The organism is Bradyrhizobium sp. McL0616, assembly GCF_049993385.1.
Taxonomy (GTDB): domain Bacteria; phylum Pseudomonadota; class Alphaproteobacteria; order Rhizobiales; family Xanthobacteraceae; genus Bradyrhizobium.
The window spans coordinates 3,477,925-3,496,260 of sequence record NZ_CP188255.1; the positions used below are offsets into that span (position 1 = coordinate 3,477,925).

The 18,336-nt window shown below is 57.7% G+C and carries 20 protein-coding genes and 2 pseudogenes; 8 read left to right on the forward strand and 14 right to left on the reverse strand.

The window, feature by feature from the left end; all coding sequences use genetic code 11:
- Nucleotides 1-15: 15 nt before the first annotated feature.
- Nucleotides 16-1,848 carry a P-loop NTPase gene (locus tag ACPPVR_RS16585; RefSeq protein WP_426616124.1) on the reverse strand — a complete coding sequence of 611 codons (1,833 nt, stop codon included), beginning with the start codon at nucleotides 1,846-1,848 and terminating at the stop codon, nucleotides 16-18.
- Between the two features lie 133 nt (nucleotides 1,849-1,981).
- Nucleotides 1,982-2,923 carry a phosphatase PAP2 family protein gene (locus ACPPVR_RS16590; RefSeq protein ID WP_426615266.1) on the reverse strand — a complete coding sequence of 314 codons (942 nt, stop codon included), beginning with the start codon at nucleotides 2,921-2,923 and terminating at the stop codon, nucleotides 1,982-1,984.
- A 258-nt stretch (nucleotides 2,924-3,181) separates the two neighbouring features.
- Between ACPPVR_RS16590 and ACPPVR_RS16595 the strand changes: the two genes are divergently transcribed.
- Both ACPPVR_RS16595 and ACPPVR_RS16600 read left to right on the forward strand, forming a co-directional pair.
- Nucleotides 3,182-3,463, forward strand: a complete 282-nt coding sequence (locus ACPPVR_RS16595; protein WP_426615267.1) for an adenylate/guanylate cyclase domain-containing protein — start codon at nucleotides 3,182-3,184, stop codon at nucleotides 3,461-3,463.
- Between the two features lie 216 nt (nucleotides 3,464-3,679).
- On the forward strand, nucleotides 3,680-4,411 hold the full coding sequence (locus ACPPVR_RS16600) for a hypothetical protein (protein ID WP_426615268.1): 732 nt from the start codon (nucleotides 3,680-3,682) through the stop codon (nucleotides 4,409-4,411).
- A 111-nt stretch (nucleotides 4,412-4,522) separates the two neighbouring features.
- On the opposite strand, the gene ACPPVR_RS16605 is transcribed toward ACPPVR_RS16600, so the two are convergent.
- The 3 genes from ACPPVR_RS16605 to ACPPVR_RS16615 form a co-directional block, all read right to left on the reverse strand.
- A complete protein-coding gene (locus tag ACPPVR_RS16605; protein WP_426615269.1) occupies nucleotides 4,523-5,056 on the reverse strand; it encodes a hypothetical protein in 534 nt (177 codons plus the stop codon).
- A 108-nt stretch (nucleotides 5,057-5,164) separates the two neighbouring features.
- Nucleotides 5,165-5,551, reverse strand: a complete 387-nt coding sequence (locus ACPPVR_RS16610; RefSeq protein ID WP_426615270.1) for a Mov34/MPN/PAD-1 family protein — start codon at nucleotides 5,549-5,551, stop codon at nucleotides 5,165-5,167.
- A 27-nt stretch (nucleotides 5,552-5,578) separates the two neighbouring features.
- The gene (locus ACPPVR_RS16615; protein ID WP_426615271.1) at nucleotides 5,579-5,917 is read right to left on the reverse strand and encodes a PilZ domain-containing protein; all 339 of its coding nucleotides are present in this window, start codon (nucleotides 5,915-5,917) and stop codon (nucleotides 5,579-5,581) included.
- A gap of 996 nt (nucleotides 5,918-6,913) precedes the next feature.
- Here ACPPVR_RS16615 and ACPPVR_RS16620 point away from each other — a divergent pair.
- Nucleotides 6,914-7,054 (forward strand): hypothetical protein, encoded by a 141-nt coding sequence (locus ACPPVR_RS16620; RefSeq protein WP_426615272.1) that lies wholly within the window; start codon nucleotides 6,914-6,916, stop codon nucleotides 7,052-7,054.
- A gap of 324 nt (nucleotides 7,055-7,378) precedes the next feature.
- Here ACPPVR_RS16620 and ACPPVR_RS16625 read toward each other — a convergent pair whose 3' ends face one another.
- Together ACPPVR_RS16625 and ACPPVR_RS16630 are read right to left on the reverse strand one after the other, a co-directional pair.
- Entirely contained in the window at nucleotides 7,379-7,609 is a 231-nt protein-coding gene (locus tag ACPPVR_RS16625; protein ID WP_426615273.1) for a hypothetical protein, read from the reverse strand.
- Between the two features lie 614 nt (nucleotides 7,610-8,223).
- On the reverse strand, nucleotides 8,224-9,102 hold the full coding sequence (locus ACPPVR_RS16630) for a transglutaminase-like domain-containing protein (RefSeq protein ID WP_426615274.1): 879 nt from the start codon (nucleotides 9,100-9,102) through the stop codon (nucleotides 8,224-8,226).
- 154 nt (nucleotides 9,103-9,256) lie between these two features.
- Here ACPPVR_RS16630 and ACPPVR_RS16635 point away from each other — a divergent pair, with 154 nt between their 5' ends.
- Nucleotides 9,257-10,138 carry a transglutaminase family protein gene (locus ACPPVR_RS16635; protein WP_426615275.1) on the forward strand — a complete coding sequence of 294 codons (882 nt, stop codon included), beginning with the start codon at nucleotides 9,257-9,259 and terminating at the stop codon, nucleotides 10,136-10,138.
- 501 nt (nucleotides 10,139-10,639) lie between these two features.
- Here ACPPVR_RS16635 and ACPPVR_RS16640 read toward each other — a convergent pair.
- On the reverse strand, nucleotides 10,640-10,780 hold the full coding sequence (locus ACPPVR_RS16640) for a hypothetical protein (protein WP_426615276.1): 141 nt from the start codon (nucleotides 10,778-10,780) through the stop codon (nucleotides 10,640-10,642).
- Nucleotides 10,781-10,835: 55 nt separating this feature from the next.
- On the opposite strand from ACPPVR_RS16640, the gene ACPPVR_RS16645 reads away from it, so the two are divergent.
- Nucleotides 10,836-11,069, forward strand: coding sequence for a hypothetical protein (locus ACPPVR_RS16645; protein WP_426615277.1), 234 nt, complete (start codon nucleotides 10,836-10,838; stop codon nucleotides 11,067-11,069).
- A gap of 508 nt (nucleotides 11,070-11,577) precedes the next feature.
- Nucleotides 11,578-11,754, forward strand: coding sequence for a hypothetical protein (locus ACPPVR_RS16650; protein WP_426615278.1), 177 nt, complete (start codon nucleotides 11,578-11,580; stop codon nucleotides 11,752-11,754).
- A gap of 68 nt (nucleotides 11,755-11,822) precedes the next feature.
- Here the strand turns inward: ACPPVR_RS16650 and ACPPVR_RS16655 are convergent.
- Nucleotides 11,823-12,289 (reverse strand): annotated as a pseudogene (locus ACPPVR_RS16655) (IS5 family transposase); the annotation flags it as partial.
- A gap of 223 nt (nucleotides 12,290-12,512) precedes the next feature.
- Between ACPPVR_RS16655 and ACPPVR_RS16660 the strand changes: the two are divergent.
- A pseudogene (locus tag ACPPVR_RS16660) lies at nucleotides 12,513-12,809 on the forward strand (transposase); the annotation flags it as partial.
- Nucleotides 12,810-12,822: 13 nt separating this feature from the next.
- On the opposite strand, the gene ACPPVR_RS16665 reads toward ACPPVR_RS16660, so the two are convergent.
- From ACPPVR_RS16665 to ACPPVR_RS16685, 5 genes are all read right to left on the reverse strand, one after another.
- Nucleotides 12,823-13,785 (reverse strand): sugar ABC transporter substrate-binding protein, encoded by a 963-nt coding sequence (locus tag ACPPVR_RS16665; protein WP_426615279.1) that lies wholly within the window; start codon nucleotides 13,783-13,785, stop codon nucleotides 12,823-12,825.
- A 207-nt stretch (nucleotides 13,786-13,992) separates the two neighbouring features.
- Entirely contained in the window at nucleotides 13,993-15,339 is a 1,347-nt protein-coding gene (locus ACPPVR_RS16670; RefSeq protein ID WP_426615280.1) for a sensor histidine kinase, read from the reverse strand.
- Nucleotides 15,340-15,654: 315 nt separating this feature from the next.
- Nucleotides 15,655-15,855: a hypothetical protein gene (locus ACPPVR_RS16675; RefSeq protein ID WP_426615281.1), complete on the reverse strand. Its 201-nt coding sequence runs from the start codon at nucleotides 15,853-15,855 to the stop codon at nucleotides 15,655-15,657.
- A 152-nt stretch (nucleotides 15,856-16,007) separates the two neighbouring features.
- Nucleotides 16,008-16,388 (reverse strand): ester cyclase, encoded by a 381-nt coding sequence (locus tag ACPPVR_RS16680; protein WP_426613752.1) that lies wholly within the window; start codon nucleotides 16,386-16,388, stop codon nucleotides 16,008-16,010.
- Nucleotides 16,385-16,525, reverse strand: a complete 141-nt coding sequence (locus ACPPVR_RS16685) for a hypothetical protein (protein WP_426613753.1) — start codon at nucleotides 16,523-16,525, stop codon at nucleotides 16,385-16,387. Before ACPPVR_RS16685 ends, ACPPVR_RS16680 begins: the two co-directional genes overlap by 4 nt.
- 568 nt (nucleotides 16,526-17,093) lie before the next feature.
- Between ACPPVR_RS16685 and ACPPVR_RS16690 the strand changes: the two genes are divergently transcribed.
- Nucleotides 17,094-17,267 (forward strand): hypothetical protein, encoded by a 174-nt coding sequence (locus tag ACPPVR_RS16690; protein WP_426613754.1) that lies wholly within the window; start codon nucleotides 17,094-17,096, stop codon nucleotides 17,265-17,267.
- The last annotated feature ends 1,069 nt before the right edge of the window (nucleotides 17,268-18,336 follow it).

Sequence of the window (18,336 nt, forward strand, 5' to 3'; positions counted from 1 at the left end):
AACGAGGCTTGGGCATCAGGCCATTGAAGCGCGAGATCCGTAGAACTCGCTTTCTTGCTGGCGGTAGCCATACCTTCGCATTGTGCGAAGATCAACGTTGTTGAGGACCACGCCCAGCAGCTTGCATTGCATAGATTGCGACGATTCCAGAGTGCGCTGCACGGTCGGGATCGGCGTTTTACCCCACTGAACGACCAGGATGAGGCCGTCCAGGATGGCGCTGCCGGCCCGCACGTCAACGACCGGCGCGAGAGGTGGCAGGTCCACAACAATGTAATCGTACTGCTGCCGCAGCTTCTCCAGGAACGCTCGACTGGCTTCCGATCCGAGAAATTCACTTGCCTCGAAGGGCTGCGGCTGGGGCACGCCCGGCAGAAAGTGCAGGCCGCAGTTGGAATACCGACGGATTACCTCGTCCGGCTGAGCGCGTCCGAGCACGGCCTCGCAGAATCCCTCGGTGGCGTCGGGCGCCAGCACGCGGGACAATGCGCTCGTGTGAAAGTCCGCGTCCACCAGCAGGGTCGTCCTTCCCGCACGCGAGAGAAGCAAAGCGAAATTCGACGCGATCGTCGACTTTCCCTCTTTCTCGAGTGCGGATGTAACCCCGAGGATCTTGGATTTACCTTGGGTCATCTGGCAATCGCAATTCACCTTGAGGGCGCGGAGGGATTCGGCGAATTGCGATACCGGGCTCAACAGCACGTGCGCGAATATCCCGATACTTCGGATGTTCTGCGGACTCCCCCGTCCAAAGAAGCTGGATAGAGCGGAGCGACGCTGCGAATAGGATGTCGCGATTGTCTCGGGAACCGCGAGACAATCCATCTTCAGATTATCGCGAACCTGCTCAGTCGTTCGGAAGGTCTGATCGGACAGCTCCCTCCAGAGCGCAAATCCGAGCCCGAGGCAGAGCCCAGCGAATAGGCCGATGGGCAGCACCAGAGAGGGCTTGGGATGGCTCTTGACCGGCGGAGGCAGCGCCGCGCTAACAACGTCCGCGTCAGCCAGTTGCAACGATTCCTGCTGCACCGTCTCAGCATACCGCTGAAGCGAACTGTCGTAGAGCTTCCGGTAGGTGTTTGCAGTGGCTTGAAGGTCGCTGAACTTCGCCTGTGCGCTAATGTCGTTTTTGGCCCGGAATTCCTGTAGTTCGCTCTCTGCCGCCGCCGCCTTCTGCTGAAGCTCCTTGAGATTAGTTCGTAACCAGGCGCTGGCCCTCTCTGCGATCTTGCGCCTCGCGTCGATGCGGCTGTCCACGTATGCCTCGGCCACGGCGTTCGCGATCCGGGCGGCCCGCTCCGGATCCGAGTCGCCGTAATCAACCCTGATGACGGCAGAAACGCCGCTTCGTGCTACGCTCAGGTTGCTTTGTACGACCCGCATCGCCCTTTGGATCGGGCTGAGAGCTGATCTGGTGGTCGGCGAACTCAAGGCTTCATTCAGAAAACCCAGGACGCTTCCAACGACACTCCGACCCTCTGCGAGGAAACCTGCATCTTCTGCCAATCCCTGCTTCGTCACTACGGCCGCGGCGATTGCGTCGGATTGCAGAATCTCCACCTGGCTCTCGATTGTCGTTGAATCGATCGTGCCTTCGATCGGACGCTCCGGCTCCATGACACGAACCTTCGGAGCATCGATGTACAGCGCCGCCTTAGCCGTAAAACGCGGCGTCGCGGTCAGCAAATAGACGATTGACGCCACGGACGTTATCGCGAGGCAGGCCAGAATCGTCCCACGATTTCGCCGGACAAGTGCCAACGCGGAAGCAATGACTTCCCGGGGCGGAATAGCCGCCGGAAACTCCTCCGAAGTGGTGACGAACTTCGAATGACCGGCTTCTAACATCAAGAACCAACGCCTCATGGGTGCGGTACCCGCGCTAACGCATCCACGTTCCACAGGTTCCGAAGGGCGGACCCAGCTGGCGACCAAAGGCGCGCGATCCGTTCGGCCCGGCGTCTGAATTCCCCGCGGCTTGCTATCGGCTGTAGCTGGTAAAGAAGTGGACGATCGCCAGGGCGATGCGCCGTGCGGTCTGGAACCCGCCGGATACTTCGCCTAACGCCAGAAAGAGCAAACCGTAAAAATAGGGCGGGTACCGCGGCTCGAATGCGAGGATAGGGGCCGCGATCCGTCTTCTGATGGCTTCGCGATTGACCGCCACGCTAATCGCGACACCAATCAAGGCGCCCGCCAGGACATCGCTTGGATAATGAATGCCAAGATAGACTCTCGCGAGGGCAACCGAGCAGGCCAACGCGCCGAATAACAATCCCCACCATCTCGATACCAGCCACAAGCCTGCAGCGATCGCAAAAAGGTAAGTTGCGTTGTCGCTGGGAAAACTGCTCCAGTGCTCAAGGTCGGGGTGCCACTCGAGGGAGGGGGCGCTGGCTCCGATGCTGTACATCGGGCGCGCGCGGAACGGCAGCAGCATGGAGATGATGCGGCTGACGATCAGCGACAGGGCTACAGTCAGGATCATGGTGAGCAGCGTTTCGCGACGTCGCTGCATCTCCTTGCCCGGTTGATACCAGAGAAATCCGATGATTCCCAAGAAGAGGGAACCCTTGATGATTTCGACATGGACGGCGATCCGGTCGAGGGTCGGACTAGGGCCGCACAGACCGTTCAAGGCCCGAAAAACCGAGACATCAAGTCCGGCCAGGAAATCTGCCACGGCTAAAATGCCCTCACGTCCGACGCGTCTCCCTTGGCGATCGCGCCAAGGGGCGGCCTGCTTTTCATAATAACCTAGCCAACTTTTGGGTTCCCGAGCGTCGAGCAGAAAGTTCCATTCGGTGGTGCCCGCCAACACCTTCGACGAGCACGGCATGCCCCGGCGCGCCATGGCGACCTCGCGGCCGTTCGGCGCATTGCTAACGACCTGGGCCGGGCAGTCCGCAAAGATGCCGGGCATCGATGGCAATTGCCAACATAGCTGTGAGCGCGCGAACCCGGGGTAGACCGGAAATGCCCGCAGCGGCCTAAAATTGGCGCCTTAACCCGAAGCGACAATCAGTCCGCTGGTATGCCGGTATGGGAGCAGATAGGTCTCCGCTCCGCGGCCGCGGTCGTTCGCGTCTGCGCCGGAGAGATTTCAATCCGATGAATCTCCATCTTCTGGCCGATGCCCCTCAAGTTCTCGTAGTCGCGCGACGCCGGGCGTCCTTTGACAATGTCACTGACACCGGGCGACTCCATTACTGCCTCCATCGAGATGATCGAAGAACTGTCGCGGTTCAACCAAACCGCTTCACGGCCGCTCGGCCTTAAAGTCGGTGTTCACAGAGGCAGGGCCATTGCCGTGAGGTTCAACGACCGGATCGACTACTTCGGGCAGGACGTGAATATCGCCGCCCGCGTGCAAGGTCTCGCCGGCGTCAACGAAGTGTGCCTGACAGAAGCGCATTGGAGACAAAGGGGACATTGGCATCGGGTTCTTTGTGCCGTACGCTGACGCATTCGGTCAAAACCATGCACGGGACAATTTCGCTCTAACTCTCAAAATGCGATCGTAGCAATTTTGCGTTGGGTAGATGCGGCTTTTGACACCCGCGCACACGGGCGCGACCCGGTTATAAACCTGTCCGATCAATGCATCAAGCTCGATCCGTCTGACCATGCGTCGATTGCATTCGTGTGCAAACACAGCGAATGACCGCAGGAACGTGCCATGACTCGCGGTAAGCAGATTGCGCATCTTCGCCGGGTGTTCGCGCACCGCGGTGGGCGCTTACCGGATACAGAGACCGGGCGCCAACACCTGCTCGCGTTGTTGCGCGTACTGGCGACCATTCCGCGGATCAAGAAATTGACCCTTGTTAAGGAAGCGCTGCGCTGGGCGCCGTTGTGGAGCGAGGCTGAGCGGAGTCAACTCGTGTACTTCGCGGTGCAAACGCCGCCGGTCCACCGTAAGGAGACTTTGGGACGCACCATCGGTCTCGTCGACGCCGAACGGGAGGCGTGCAAAGCGTGGTCATTCTGGCCGATTGACCTTAGCTTGGCCGAAGCAAACCTGCGCAAGCAGCAGCGAGAAAGGAACAGAAGAGGGAGAAGTGTAGGGCCGCCGGTGCCCGTCCTCAGTCGGAATCGTTGTCGGCGACCGAACCGTGGAAGGCGGAGGGTATTAGCCGAAGCAGTTGGTTTAACCGCCGCAAAAAGTCCAGCGAAACTCAGCCGGACAATTTCGTCGCCGCTATTAAAGAGGAAGAAGAACTTTATACGAGCGACGAAACCGTCCGGCTTCACGCTCCGGATATCGATCGCCGCGCGCCAAAGCGCGGCGGCGCCCCCCGTTCGATGGCGGCTAGAAGATGATGGGCCCTGTGACGGCGTCGGCTTGTTGCCGCCGCCGCATGATGAGTACCGACATGAGCGCCAGAAAAGAGCCAGAGAGGCGCTTTGACGAGTTGATAGTTGCGGCTCACGACAAAACATTCCATGTCTCAGTGAGCTGTGCCCTCATGGTAAGCGGTCGCTATCGAGAGTAAGTCAACCGCCGATAGGTCGCTCTGGCTCAGCAAAAAGTCCGGTCCGCGACACGTTGCATCCAAGGGAGGCGCTCAAGTCTCGCTTGCCAGATTTCTAACTCGCGCTTACTCAGGCAAGTGACTAGGTATTCCGGATGAAGGCAGTGTTCCTCGTCTTCAGTAACCGCGAGTGTTAGAAGCGCCTGTTCTATTGTTGCACCTGCAATGTCTTCCGGGATCGTCATTTGATATCGATTTCCGGTTTGACGAAAGAATCCAATCTTTGCCAGTACGACGAACATGTCCCCCCATTCGTCCCGCAGATCCAACGAGAAGCAGCTGAGGTTCTTCATCAGAAGTTCAAGAGATCGAGTCGCTGCGGGTGAAAAGGACACTACGTAGAGGAACTCAAGGCTGGCGACCCGTTGCCTCAGACTCGTGTTCTTTTTGAACTGTTCGTCAAGCGCTCGATCAGCAACAGCAGCTGCGAGCAACCAGCGGCCCAGAAACTCGGCGTCGCCAGGCCCAGGGCCTTCGATTAAGACCCAGGTCGGTTTGTCGTCGGCTACATCTTCATCCATCCTCATTTCATCTCCATTCGTAACTGCGCTCGCGCAACGGTCGGGATCGAGTGTGCTCTTGCGATTTCCGCCCATCGTCTGCACGGAATCAACGGCCGGCACCCGGCTTCAGCAGATGGAAACGCCGTCGCCGCGAAATAGGGAGACGTGGCGTCCATCGGGCGCCGGTGCCTGCCCCACGACGACGAGAACGAAGGCCAGCATGGCGTGAACTGATCTGCGCACCGTGTCGTCCAGGCTGGAGATGTCGGGACAAGAGGGGCGCGGAGTCCTTTCGAGATGGGTGTGCCAATCCCCGAGGAAATGCAGGTCGCGACCGAAGCGGTCATCGATCTCGCGTTGTTCGGCTGGTCTGTCGGGCGCATAGGACGTGCGGGTTCGCCGATCAGTTCTCCGAGGACCGGTCGCCTCGACGACCTCGATCCACGTCGGAGATGGGGCTCGACAAGTCCGGTAAGGGCCAATACCCGAGGTGGCCGGTGCTAGTCGGCCCACACAAGGAGTTATGCTGACGCTTCCAAGCTAAGGACGCCCTCGGCAGCACACGATCTGGTGATCAAGTCGCACCACGTTTGTGTGGTTGCTGGAATCGTTCGCCAATTTCGGCGAGCGGCGACGCAGGAGGAAGCATACGCCGCAAAGCGTCTCCTTCCTCCACGCGACGCGGCAGATGAAGATTCCGGAATGGCCGTCGAACGACAGCACAAATTCGCTGGCAAATATGTAGTACGGCGTGGAGATGCGGGCCCCCAGCGCGCTGATATCGCGCACCATGCAGGGATGTGCCCCACTAATTTCACTAAATGACAGCCGCGCCGCCCGGTTGATCGGTATGCGCTTCATTGCACGACGTTCGATCATGGCGAGATGCTCCGAATGAGGATTTAACTTCCAATCGAACGATCGCAGCGATTGCGATCGCACGTTACGAAGTCAGTTTCCCGAAATTGGATCGGAGTTAGTGGTTAATTCGGGAGCCGAGCTTACAAGCGGACCTTCGTGCTTTCGAAGCGGCCTCATCATCGATACCGAATAAGTGGCGCCTTAAGGCCGGAGGCACACTTAGCTATCTTGCTCAGTTGGTTCGTCTGACCATAGCCAGTCATTCTCGGTAAATGGGCTGGCAACTTGGACCACTAGGGTTAAAACACGCCAGCGCCGGCTGTTTGCTCCCTTGAAGGGAGACGCGGAGGTTTCCGCGCAGCGGTGACAGCCATCTCGTCAGACTGCCAGTGCAAGTGGCGCAGCTAGACCTCGCAATGCCTGGCGAGAACCGTGTTCTGGCGGAGCAGTCGGACGCTTTCGGAAATGGCGGCATCGGCTCGCTCTGACAGGCGGCTTAGCTCTTCATCCATGGGTTGAGGCTATCACACGCCTCAGTCGTGCGCCCACGTTACAAGTTCACTTCCTCAGGACGAGGGGCCAGCTCTAAGGGGCCTAGATGGACCAGGCGATATCAGGATCTGGTGTAAGCGCTCGGCTTGATCTTTCGTCAGACTGGCTGCCCACCCGGTACCAAGCAGCGCAGGGCCTCTACGCTCGCGATCGTAAATCATCCAGCCCGTTCGTCCCATGCGGATGAAGTATCGTTTCTCTAACGATGTCCCCTTGTCCATTGCTCCCTCCAGCCAACCAGGGCGGAAACATGTCTTGATGCGAAGTCATACTGCATTTGCATTTGTGAATCCGGTAGCCAAAAAAACTGTTCCGTTTGAGGAACTTCCGCGCGTCTAAGTGAGAAACTAGAAGTCCACCTAGGGCTAGTCCACTACCTTAGCTCGGCGCCATCCCGCGGAATCCTGGTTTCCGCCAAGGGGCGGTCCTTATCCAAGCCACTTGAAATCGGGACACTTTGATTTGCAGCTCAAGTTAGCCGAACTGATCCTCGCCACTATAGGTGCCCGCAACCACATTGCGGGCATCGAAGAAGCACTAGATCATGTGATTGAAGCTGCGAAGGCGGAGGTCAAGGATCGGGCAGCTCAGTGCGACGACTAGCTGTTATGTCCGTTCCTATGGACGGGCAGTGGCTCCTGGGTCGTCGGTGCCAGACCGGTTGCGGCGTCGTGGGCGGGGCGAGGTCACCCATCCGCAAGCTTGTCCATTACGTCTGCTCGGCCCATTGACGATCAGCCGAGATGACCAACACCGGGCCGATGTCACTTACCAGCGCGTGAGACACGAGTTCTTCGGCTAAAGACACGATTGTCAGATCTGTCTCTGGCTTCCATAGCAGTGTGATGTCCAAATCTCCCGGAAAGATGCGCCAACGCGAACCGTCCTCGAGTTCGACGATATGACTTTCCGAGTGTTATCTGATCTTCATTGCGCAGACCCGACGGCCCGCTCTAGTTGCTTCAGGTGGGTTAGTGCGGAAACGACCAGCGGTTGCTCGTCTCGCTCACCACCGGCGATATGAGCAAAAGTAAACTCCGTGACGGCTTGGCGAGCCTGCGCTTGGTCGCAAAAACTCAGGTCCTTCATCTGTTCAGAGACTGCCATGGCGCGTTCGATCGCCACTGCGCCAAGCTCTGCTTTCGGGTCTTTGGCCATCCCGCAGTTCCTTGTTACCGCGCTAACCGATTCGTCCCTCGTGAGTTCCTACGGTGTTATTGGGACTCGGCGGTTGTTGCAAACTTCATTGTCATTGCCCAACTTGCCGCTCGTGCGGGCTTTTTTCGGGGGAGAGAGGTGGCGGCAATGGTTTACGGCGATCAAAAATTTCCCAAATCCCATTGGACCACGAGGATTGGGCAGGCTGCTGGACATCCCGCCGCTTTTGCGATCGTTATTCTATATGCATTGGCTTAGGACGTCTGGGATCCCAGAACATTCGATTTCAATGCAGTAGCGACCCTGTGCGTCTGGGTCATGACTTGTTTATCCAGCGCGCTAACCGCCGCGATTTGCTTGCGCTCCACGCTAAACTAGACGAGCTCATTCGCGTGGATCATCGGGCGAGATCTGAGCTAACGCGTCTGGACGAAAATGAGCCTGAGATTATCGAGAAGCATCGCGACGAGGAAGTCGCCGCGATGGTTAGAACCATCGCGACGAGGAAGTCGCCGCGATGGTTAGAAAGCGCACTTGAAGAATCTAGCCACCGACGATCGAAAGTTCACTACAAGTCTTTCCGAAATCCATAAAAAGACGGTTGGGATCCTAAACTAGAGCGATGCATGAACCGCGTACTGTCGCTGCTTCGAATCGATATTCGGCTGTAGCGGAAACGTATCACTCGGTAACACTTCTTCCGTAATGACGGCGAAACGAGTCAGTTGAGTCGGCCCGAACGATGTTGAGATAGCAACGTCGGCTGCATCTCTGCCGCGAGCGATCACAATTCGGCCAATGCGCGGATGGTTGTGCCGGGCATCGAAAGTGTACCACTCACCGCCGATGTAGGCCTCAAACCAGGCACTGAAATCCATCGGCGCCGGGTCGGCCGGAACACCAATATCGCCCAGATAGCCCGTGCAATACCGCGCCGGAATGTTCATGCAGCGGGACAGTGCAATCGCCAAATGGGCGAAATCTCGACATACTCCGATGCGTTCTTGGTGGCCTTCAGAAGCAGTGCGGTCGCTTCGAGCGAATTGATAGCCAAACTGAATGCGGTCGTGCACGTAGTCGCATATCGCTTGTACCCGCTGCCAGCCGCCGTTGACGTGCCCGAACGTCGACCAAGCGAAGTCGGTCAGCTTCTGCGTATCGCAATAGCGGCTCCCCAACAGATACATCAGGACTTCATTGGGTAACTGTGAGAGTGGCACCTGAACAGCTTGCGGCACGACGGCATCGGGAAGTCCGCTATCCTTGATGATAAACTCAGTGCGAACTGCGATCAGCCCCGCTCGGGCGACCAGACGGGTGCAGACATTGCCGAATATATCTTGGTAATCTCTCGCCAAGACGTTCGGCGAGACGCGGATGGCGTGGTCAGTCAGGAGATCGGCTTGTCGGGACGGATGGACGGTGAGCATAAGCACCATCGGGACGTCCTGGAGGGAATTAAACGCGATATCATAACCTGCCCGAATCCTCAAAGCCGTCTCCCTGCCAGGTATCATTGACTGCGGCAGAGAAAGTTCGATTGATGGCTGATTGTTCCGCGGGGCCGTGAACAAAACTGCTGAAATGAAAGGCAGGGTGCACATTCTACCTTGGTAGCCCAATGTTCGTTTTAGTCCAGAGCGCTCAATGACCATTTACACTGTCCACCACAACACAGTTTATCGCTACCGCCGGCCCGTGAAGCTCGGTCAACACCAAATGCTCTTTCGTCCGCGAGACAGCTTCGACCAGCGTCTGATCGACTGTCGCCTTTTGGTAAAGCCAGAGCCGGTTGAAATCCGCTGGATTCATGACGTGTTCGGCAACTGCGTCACTTTTGTCGATTTTAATACGACATCCGACACTCTGGAGTTCGAAACAACAATTCGTCTTGAGCACACGCCGGAAAATGCTCCAGAATTTAGGATTGAGGATTACGCTAGACAGCATCCCTTCGCTTACGATCGCGCCGAGTTGCCGGATTTGGAGTCCTACATTCGCAGGCAATTTCCCGGCGACAGAATGGTCGACGATTGGCTATCCAGATTCATCGCGCCTGGCCAAAGTCAACCGACCGGCCAACTCTTGATGACGCTCAATGAAGCAATTGCCGAAGGCTTCTCATATCGAAGCAGGACATCGCGTGGAACACAAACACCCTCCGAAACGCTCACCCTTCAGCAGGGGACATGTCGTGATTTCGCTCTGCTCATGATGGAAGCAGCGCGCTCCCTCGGTTTTGCTGCCCGCTTTATCACTGGCTATATCTATGTTCTCGATCGTGACGGACCAGTAAGGCTTGGTGGTGGCTCGACACATGCATGGTGTTCGATTTACGTCCCTGGTTCAGGCTGGGTCGAGTTCGATCCGACCAACGGGATAATGGGAAATCGCGAGTTGATCCGGGTTGGTGTTGCTCGAACCCCGGATCAGGCTATTCCGCTTTCTGGGAGCTATTGGGGCGATGCTGACGGCGAAGCCGGAATGGAAGTCACGGTGAACGTGAAGTCAGAGGCGATTGAAAGATAGAAGCCTGCTCAGACTAATTCTACCGCCTGCAACTCTGGCGTCGCTTCTATTGGTTGAACGGCGCCGTGCGCAAGCCGAACCATTTTTGCGGTTCCGCGTTATCTCGCAAAACAGGTGATAGTAATGCTGGTGAATTGTCGCGCATTAGCCTAGGGATGGTTTTCGTTGCGGCGTTCTTCGTGGTGCCAGCCAGCTAACGGTTCTCGCCGATCAAGTTGAGTTGGCTATGTTAGACAGGAAGAAAGCGAGCAGAGAGTAAGGCTGCCTCAGTCGGCCGCCTACCATCGAGTTTATGCTGCGGGCCTTCGACCCTGCGAAAACGCATCGAGCAAGAGATCCGGATTGGCAACGATCACTGCATTGAGGCCAGCGCAACCAGTGCTTCTGCTATCCGCAGTGCTATCGAAGCCGATCGACATAACCGGCAGCCCGTAGGCGGCTCGCCAGTGAGCGTGTTGCGAGTTAGCTTTATAAGGTCCGAGCTGTCGCAGTTCAGGCAGATCATCCCTGGAACTTGTCTATCGCCCGTCGAATAGTTTCGGCTGCAGGAACCTTCGCCATTTTCGCAAGTTTTTTAACGTTAGCGCGCTGCTCTTTGTAAAGGCGCACCATGAAGGGCTTGGGCGTTTCTTTGTGTGCCATAAGCCAATCGTACCATGCGCAAGCGCGATACCGGCTTCAGGTTTGGATAGCGCGAATGCGCGATATCGGTAAACGTGGTACATTTAGCGTGGTCGATGATCGCCCCGACGAGGAGTTGCCACGTCCGGCGAACGACAATTATCTCGCTATGAAATTATTTGAAGCGGGAAGCATCCTAGAGCCGCGGGACTACGATCCAGCAGCAGAAGATTTGAAACACTTCGGCCTTCTATTTGCGCTGTGTGTTGGCGCACTGGGCGTGTTCGTTCTCACATTATCAGGTATCTAATCTCAGGCGTTGCGTCGCGCCAGCCGACTGAGTGATTGGTGCGGCTCAGCGAAGAATTATGAACGACGAAGAGTTTGCAGATTTATTCGCCGACTTCACGGGTAACAAGAAGGAAGCGACCGCGGGCCTTCAATCAATTGGAGATGCGATTGATGCTTGTCAGCGATGCATCCACGTCTGCAACAAAGTTTTGAAGGGTCGCAAGACTAAGAATAAATCGCTTAACCAACCGCTAAAGAAATTGATGCCGCGATAGCTGAAGAAGCTGCGGCAATGAAGCAGTTCGCGACAGCCACAAGAACTGAAACGCAACGCCGGAGTGAAGACAGAGCGTCATGAGCGGTCTCCAATGAAAATGTACAGGTTGAAGTCCGCTCTCAATTGTACCTCGGATTAAGGGTGCTACCCCTGACGACCACACTCGTTAATTTCTGACGGGATTTGTTAACTGGTTCACTAATTGTGTGGCACGGCGATTGCTATTCTCTATTTGCAGGAGGACCACCGTATGGATTCGATACAACACTACCGCGCGTTGCTCGGGATCTGTCGCCAAAGGGCACAGATGGAGGGTGAGAGCGATGCGTTCTGGCTCGATCAGGCCGCTGTACTGGAGCGTCTGCTCGTCACCACAGAGCGCATGCAGGCGCTTGGCATGGACATCGGGATTGCGGAAGCTGCCTGAAAGAAAAAGCCTCCCGTAGGAGGCTAGTACCAGTTCCTGTTCCACGAATGTCCAGAGGTAAGACGTAGTAACGCGCTGAGGAGAACCGAACACAGCCGATTGTCGTGCGCCTCACCGGGCGTGAGCGCGAGATGGACCGGCAAGCCATTGGTGTCCACCACCGCGTGAATCTTGCTCGTCAGCCCCCGCGTGAGCGACCCATATCTTGATGATTGTCGTCGGCGATGCCGGCTCCGTGCTGGTGTACGCGGACGACCGAGGTATCGATCATTTGCACCGCCGCGTCACGACCGGCGGCCAGTGCATCCATGATCCGATCCCAGACGCCAGTTTGCCGCCACCGAACGAAGCGATTGTAACAAGTGGTATGGGAACCTTAGTTCTCCGGCAGATCGCGCCATGGCGCACCTGAACGTAGGACCCAGAAGATGCCATTGAGCACGCGACGGTCATTTACGCGCCGATCGCCGCGCGGCTTGTTCGGCAGCATTGGTTTGATGGTGGTCCATTCGTAATCGCTGAGTTCGTAGCGCATAATTCGAGGCTCCGGTTTGGAAGCTTGAACCACGTCTAAGGCAGAACCATCAACCGACGACGCCTCGTGGCCGTTCCGCTAATGGTCTGAATGTACTTCCGCTTTCGGCGGCATAGCGGACTTGGCCGAACATGCTACTGGCTCGACCCGGTCGCGAATGACCCTGGCTGCGTGAAAACGGGCTGTCTGCCATGATTCGCTTGGTGATTTGCGGGGGCAATTCATGAAGCGCTTCGTTGAGGGTGCCGATCGCGGACAATCGACGCTGTTGCCGGAATGCCTCGATGAGTGGGTCGAGGAGAGCAATTCCGTTCGTGTGATTGATTGCTTTGTCGACTCGCTCGATCTGGCCGCTCTCGGCTTCGAAGGCGTCGAGCCTGCAGCGACAGGCCGGCCTGCCTACCACCCCTCGGCTCTTCTGAAGCTATACATCTACGGCTATCTCAACCGGGTGCAGTCGAGTCGCCGGCTTGAGCGCGAGGCCGGCCGTAACCTGGAAGTCATGTGGCTACTCAGACGGTCCGATTGACCCGCTAGCGTTCCGACGACCAGGGAAAATCGAGGAAGTTCGTCCGGGTATCGGAGCAGATGTTACCGTACATCTTCAGGTATTGTCCGCGCCGACGAGGATCCTTGTAGACCGAGGCGGGATCGGCGGTGTCGGCCTCGTACTGGACGATATTCGCGCCCTTGAGAGCATAGGGCAGGATGTCCATGGCTTGGGGGATCGATTTTCCTTCCAGCCAATCGGCGGCCTGCTGGCCCATGGCGTAACTGAAAATCGGCGAAGCCAAACTCACGCTGGCCTTGTACGGCCCTCCTGCCTTGATCTCGGCGACCGCCGCAGGCTCACCGTCGATGCCGCCGAGGAATTGGCCCGGCCGAGCCTTGCCCATTTCCCGGAGGGCGGCGAGCGCTCCCAGCACCACCGTATCGGCTCCCAGCACGACATCGACGTCGGGTTCGGCCAGCAGGATCGTCCGCATCATTGCGGCGCCGCCGGCTTCATCCACGGTCGTCGGCGAGATATCGGCGACTATCGTTACACCCGGCATGTCCTTGAAGGCGTCCCGCATCGCCGCGAAGCGCGGCGCCACGAACTGCAGACTGTCGTGGGTCAGCAGCACGACCTTCGCGCTGCCTTTGAGCTTGTCGCGGACGTAGCTCGCCGCTTCGTCCGCGAGCACCTTGCCGGTGAGGTACTGCGGCGCATTCAAGATTGTGGTGGCGGGCGGCGGCACGACCGCCCCTGCGTAGGTGCCCCCGGCCATGACGTCCCGCAAAACGGGTGCCAAAGAGGGAGGATCGACAGGCGCTACCACGATCGCGCCCACCTTCGCGGCCTGCAGCTCACGGACTTGCTCAATCATCCGGGCGGCATCGTTGTCGGCCTGCATCACGCGGAAGGCGAGGCCGCGATCACTGGCGGCCGCGGCAAGACCCTGCGCGACGCCTTGCATGAATTTTCGCTGGTTCTCACGCGCGAACGCGAGCACCCGCTCCAGCCTTGGCGGAGGTGAGCACGGGGGTGCGTGTTCGTCATAAGGCGGAAGCACAATGGGTTGCGTGATACCGCGTGCATCACTAGCGTTTGCGGAAAGGATAGGCTCGGTGAGGAGAGCGCTTAGCGTGAGCAGAGCTGATGCAACGGTCTCGAGAGGTTGAAAGCGGCGACGTCGTCTCCGAACCCCCATCGTAAAACCTCAGAGTGCTTCTGTGGGCGAAGGAAACGCTAACCGGGCACCGGCGCCCGGATGGCGGGAATAATATTCGACCTCGGCGCCGATAGTGCGTGCCATCGCGTTGACGATGCGCGTGCCGAGGCCCGTGCCCCTGGCCGGCGCGTCGGTGTCCCGCCCGATTCCGTCGTCTTCGACAGTCAGCTCCGCCCGCCCGTCCGGCAGCAGTTTGAGCCTCACCCGGACTTCCCCAGGCTGCTGCGGGTAGGCGTACTTGAAGGCATTCGTGACCCACTCGGTGACGATAACCCCCAAGTTGACGCTGGTGTCGGTCTTAAGCCGCACCGGCTCTAGGTCATAGCGCACGGATGCGCCGTGTCCTTCATTGCGCATCGCGGTTTCGACGTTGTTCAGCAGGCTAGAAAGATATTCCTCAAGGTCGACGAAGCGAGTATCTCCCGAGCTGTAGAGCCTCTGATGCACCGACGCGATCGCAAGGATGCGAGCTTCAGTTTCCTGCAGAGCTTCCTTGGCAACTCTGTCGCCCAGCGCATGGGCTTGCATGTGCACCAGGGAAGCCACCAGCGAGAGGCTGTTGGCAACCCGGTGATTGACTTCAGCTAGCAAGACCTCGGCCTTGTCCCTTGCCTGAACGAGCTCGGTCGTGCGGGCTTCTACTCGGTTCTCCAGGCTCGCATTGAGCAGCTGCAGCGTATCGCGCGTCTGCATCACTTCGCGCGCATATCGATAGACCGTGAAAGTTGCTCCCGAGATGACGCTAATGATGACAAGGCCGCCCAAAACCGTTGCCCAACGCAGCCAGACGGCATTCTGGCGTTGTTCGGCGATTGAAGTCGCCAACCTGTTGTCGGTCGCGCGGATGGTGCTCGCGAGGAAGAGATTGATTTCGTCCATCAACGCCTTGCCGCGATTGCTTCCAAAGAGCGCCAGCGCTTCCGCATCATGCACCTCGCGCTTGAGTGCAATCGTGCGGTCCATCTCGTCGAACTTGTCGACCAGGACGGAGGAAATTCTGCCAATCACTGTCTCAGGCTGATCGGTCGCTGTCCAACCCGCACGCAGGCGTTCCAGCTGAGCCCGCGCCTGCGATTTGGCACTGTTGTATGGCGCAAGATAGATCTCATTGCCGCCGACGAGAAAACCACGCTGGCTCGACTCTGCTGCCTGGACGGCGCTCCGCAATTCAACTGCTGCGGTCCGCACGTTGCGGATCTGGAGTGCCTGCTCGCTGGCAACGTTAGCGCGTTCGGCGAGCCAAATGGTCATGCCGACGATGCCGATGAGCGCGATGGCGCCCAGGGCCAGCAACGCTATCGTCGAATTTATCACGAACCGGGTGGAAATCGGCATTTGCAGCTTGAGGTCGTCGGTCGACCGAACCGCGGGCGACAGAGAAACAAAGGATGCGATGAACCCTAGGGCATGTCCTCGCCGGCGTCCATGCAGTCGGCCGTCTTCGTCAATCTGACGCGGCGTGCCACCTGCGTCCAAAACCGCACACAAAAGAGCAAAAGGAGGCCGCATCATCGTGGGTGCGCGATGAGCATCCCGACCAAGTATATCGGTCTCTCCATCACCCCGTGTTTTTAGCTCGCGTCTCTTGTGACGCCCATGGGGCGGGCTGCGTGGGGTCCAAAGTCCGCAAGCGGACGGGCGTCAGATAACTCAGGAGACCGCTGGTGGCGGGACAGGGATCCCGGTCTGATTATCTGGCTGGCACGGCTGAATGGTGTACCCGTCCTCCAGAACCGTCTTCCCAGCGACAACATCAACAAGGCCGGCCTCTTCGGCGTGAGCCCAAACCTCTTCCTCGGTGGGAAATTCCTTGCTGAGCTTCTGGTCGTCTTCAAACAGCGCGTAGGGCATAGGAGCTCCTCTTGAATAGAACGCCGTGAGGGAGAACTGGTTCAAAGCGCAGTGAACCGGCGTGCGCGTCGCCCTCGATGCCGTGGCCTTTGACCAGCACGATGTCGCGTTGGTCGGGTTTGCTGAAAGGTGGCCCCGGAACCGCGGTTTGCCTAGAGTTGCGCTTCCAGGGCCGCCTTATCGATAATCGATCGAACACGTACGATCTTGTTGTTGTCGAATTGGTAGAAGACGTTCTCGTGAAATGAAACGCGCCTGCCATTCACTGGTAAGCCGAGAAAGACGCCTTTCGGAGAGCAATCGAAGTCCAACCGACTTGCCAGATAGGGATACTCGCTAATCACGATTTCCACGTTGAAGCGAAGATCGGGAATTGCTGCGTAATCCTGTTGGAGCATTTTTCGATAACCAGCCAGGCCGAGGGCATTGCCGTTGTGGGTGACGTCGTCGGCGACGAATGTTCCAAGGTTTGACCAAGCCTGCTCATTCAGACAATCAATATAGTCGCGGTATATATGCTTGAGGTCCGTCACTGAAGGACCTTTGGCATCACCACGACAATGTCGACGGGCTTCTTCACCACGTGTGTCGTGAGAGTGGCGATGTGGAGCGAGTAGTTGTCCTCGACCTCAGCAGCCGTTACTTCGTTCTCAGCAACAACGTACAGCATCGTTCCGTCGATCCATCAAATCGGATACCAGCGAAAGGCGATCAAACACCTCGGCGCTGACGACGGCAGCCACGAGAGCCTGTCCTGGTCCTGCATTAAGGAGAGTTTCATCATGCCGGCATGATATGAGGCGGCCGCACCAACGCAAGAATTTAGGGGTCGGGCAGCTTGCTTCCGTGCAGTCCTTGAGTGGACCGCATAGCATCGGGCCCAGCCGAAGCAGTAGTGACATTCCCTAGACGAGCTGTACCGGATAACAGTGAATGCGCGACTCAGTTTTGACTAAGTCTGGAGATCAGGCGGTCACATCCATCCGTTAGTAGGCCTGATGGAAAGAAAAATCATGATGCGATTAGTGTTGGCTGAAGCTGCGGGCGAGCTTTCGGTCAGCCCAGCCACACAGACGAAAATGGCTCAAACGATTGTAACCAAAGCGGCGGAGGGAGCTTCACGGGGGGAACTGAAGGCTGCTGCACTCGAAACGGGTAAAACACCCTCTGCTTAATGAGACCAATAAGTTCCGGCAAGTCAGGGGCCGAGATCGTTGAGATGGTGACATGGTCGCTCGATGGTTCCCCTCAAGCTCAGGGACGAACTGGCGCGCCTGTCGAAGAGCGAAGGCGAACTTATGCTCAAGGCTGTGGGGAACGCTCTCGATGGGCTGCCAGTGAAGCGCCGGCGCAGACAGCACAAGAAGCGCGACCGGCAGCGGCTGATGCACCGTTGGCGGCTGAAGCTGTAACGACGAAGGCCGCAGCGATCAACTCGCTGCGGCCCGCGCCGTGTCAAAAAATGCCGGGTTAAAAGGTCTAAGTGAAATATGCAGCCAGCCCCGGTAAACAAAACCTTAATGCGGGCGGGTGCATACAGCGAATCAATTCGCACTATGGAACAGGAAAAAGTGGCAATTGCTTAATGCACCTCCGGTGCGCTGAGGGAGAGCGCCGCTGGGGCTGGCAAGCTGGCGGGCTCTCACCCAAGCACAAAGCCGCGTATGTCCCCCACGGCTCCGTCCCAAGGCACAGACTGCCAGATCCTCATTTAATGGACGGCTAAGATCTCAACCGAACCGTTGAGAGATCTAGGCCAGCCGGTTTCCGCTGGCGGACTTTCATCTCACTCTTAACTTGGGTTGTGGAACGAACTGTCCACTTTGGTACTTAGGAACCTTGCCGCGACGCGAGGTGATTCGATGCTCGAAATGATCCTGATAATGTTCGCGTTCGGGACAGCGGTCGTTGGCAGCATAATCATCGTGATGGAGTGGCGCGCGCTGGTCGGTTACCGGCGCCTCAAGCGGCAAACGCGAGCACCCGTAATTTTCCCAGTGGACGCGGCGTGAGGCTGCTTCCGTAGGGGGCTCTCGCAATTAGCCAAAAGCGGCTTTAGAGCGGTTCCCAAAAAATTCGGGCTGTACGCAAAAATATAGTTCCGGCGTCTCCCACAAAAGTTGTTTTGCTGGCTCCGGCCGCAAGTACAGTGGCATTATCGCCGCCCGGCCTTGGCAAACATTGGTGATGAGATCGCCCATCACAGCGCTCCGCCTTCCTCTCATGGAAAGGAGCGCGCCCATGCAGCGTCGTTTCACGCAAACAGTTTCACTTGAAGACCGCCTTGCTGAAGAAGCCAGACGACTTCGCGAGGAAGCTGACTGCTTCCTCATGAGCCTGTACGAGAGGCCGCCATCCGCAGGGCTCGGCAGGCCGAGACAGGCTCTCAAGTAAACCAGTGGCTGAAATCCCCCTCGCAGCCGCCAAAGTGACGGCAGTGATTCAAGACCATCAAGTCGAATCCTGCGCGTTCCGCGCGCG

Bases quoted from the DNA above. Each gene is read 5' to 3' on its own strand.
- ACPPVR_RS16590 (WP_426615266.1), bottom strand. From the start codon at position 2,923: ATGCCCGGCATCTTTGCGGACTGCCCGGCCCAGGTCGTTAGCAATGCG.
- ACPPVR_RS16595 (WP_426615267.1), top strand. From the start codon at position 3,182: ATGTCACTGACACCGGGCGACTCCATTACTGCCTCCATCGAGATGATC.
- ACPPVR_RS16650 (WP_426615278.1), top strand. From the start codon at position 11,578: ATGGATTCGATACAACACTACCGCGCGTTGCTCGGGATCTGTCGCCAA.
- ACPPVR_RS16615 (WP_426615271.1), bottom strand. From the start codon at position 5,917: ATGATCGAACGTCGTGCAATGAAGCGCATACCGATCAACCGGGCGGCG.
- ACPPVR_RS16635 (WP_426615275.1), top strand. From the start codon at position 9,257: ATGACCATTTACACTGTCCACCACAACACAGTTTATCGCTACCGCCGG.
- ACPPVR_RS16585 (WP_426616124.1), bottom strand. From the start codon at position 1,848: ATGTTAGAAGCCGGTCATTCGAAGTTCGTCACCACTTCGGAGGAGTTT.
- ACPPVR_RS16640 (WP_426615276.1), bottom strand. From the start codon at position 10,780: ATGGCACACAAAGAAACGCCCAAGCCCTTCATGGTGCGCCTTTACAAA.
- ACPPVR_RS16645 (WP_426615277.1), top strand. From the start codon at position 10,836: ATGCGCGATATCGGTAAACGTGGTACATTTAGCGTGGTCGATGATCGC.
- ACPPVR_RS16685 (WP_426613753.1), bottom strand. From the start codon at position 16,525: ATGCTGTACGTTGTTGCTGAGAACGAAGTAACGGCTGCTGAGGTCGAG.
- ACPPVR_RS16625 (WP_426615273.1), bottom strand. From the start codon at position 7,609: ATGGCCAAAGACCCGAAAGCAGAGCTTGGCGCAGTGGCGATCGAACGC.
- ACPPVR_RS16670 (WP_426615280.1), bottom strand. From the start codon at position 15,339: ATGCCGATTTCCACCCGGTTCGTGATAAATTCGACGATAGCGTTGCTG.
- ACPPVR_RS16675 (WP_426615281.1), bottom strand. From the start codon at position 15,855: ATGCCCTACGCGCTGTTTGAAGACGACCAGAAGCTCAGCAAGGAATTT.
- ACPPVR_RS16690 (WP_426613754.1), top strand. From the start codon at position 17,094: ATGGTTCCCCTCAAGCTCAGGGACGAACTGGCGCGCCTGTCGAAGAGC.
- ACPPVR_RS16605 (WP_426615269.1), bottom strand. From the start codon at position 5,056: ATGGATGAAGATGTAGCCGACGACAAACCGACCTGGGTCTTAATCGAA.
- ACPPVR_RS16600 (WP_426615268.1), top strand. From the start codon at position 3,680: ATGACTCGCGGTAAGCAGATTGCGCATCTTCGCCGGGTGTTCGCGCAC.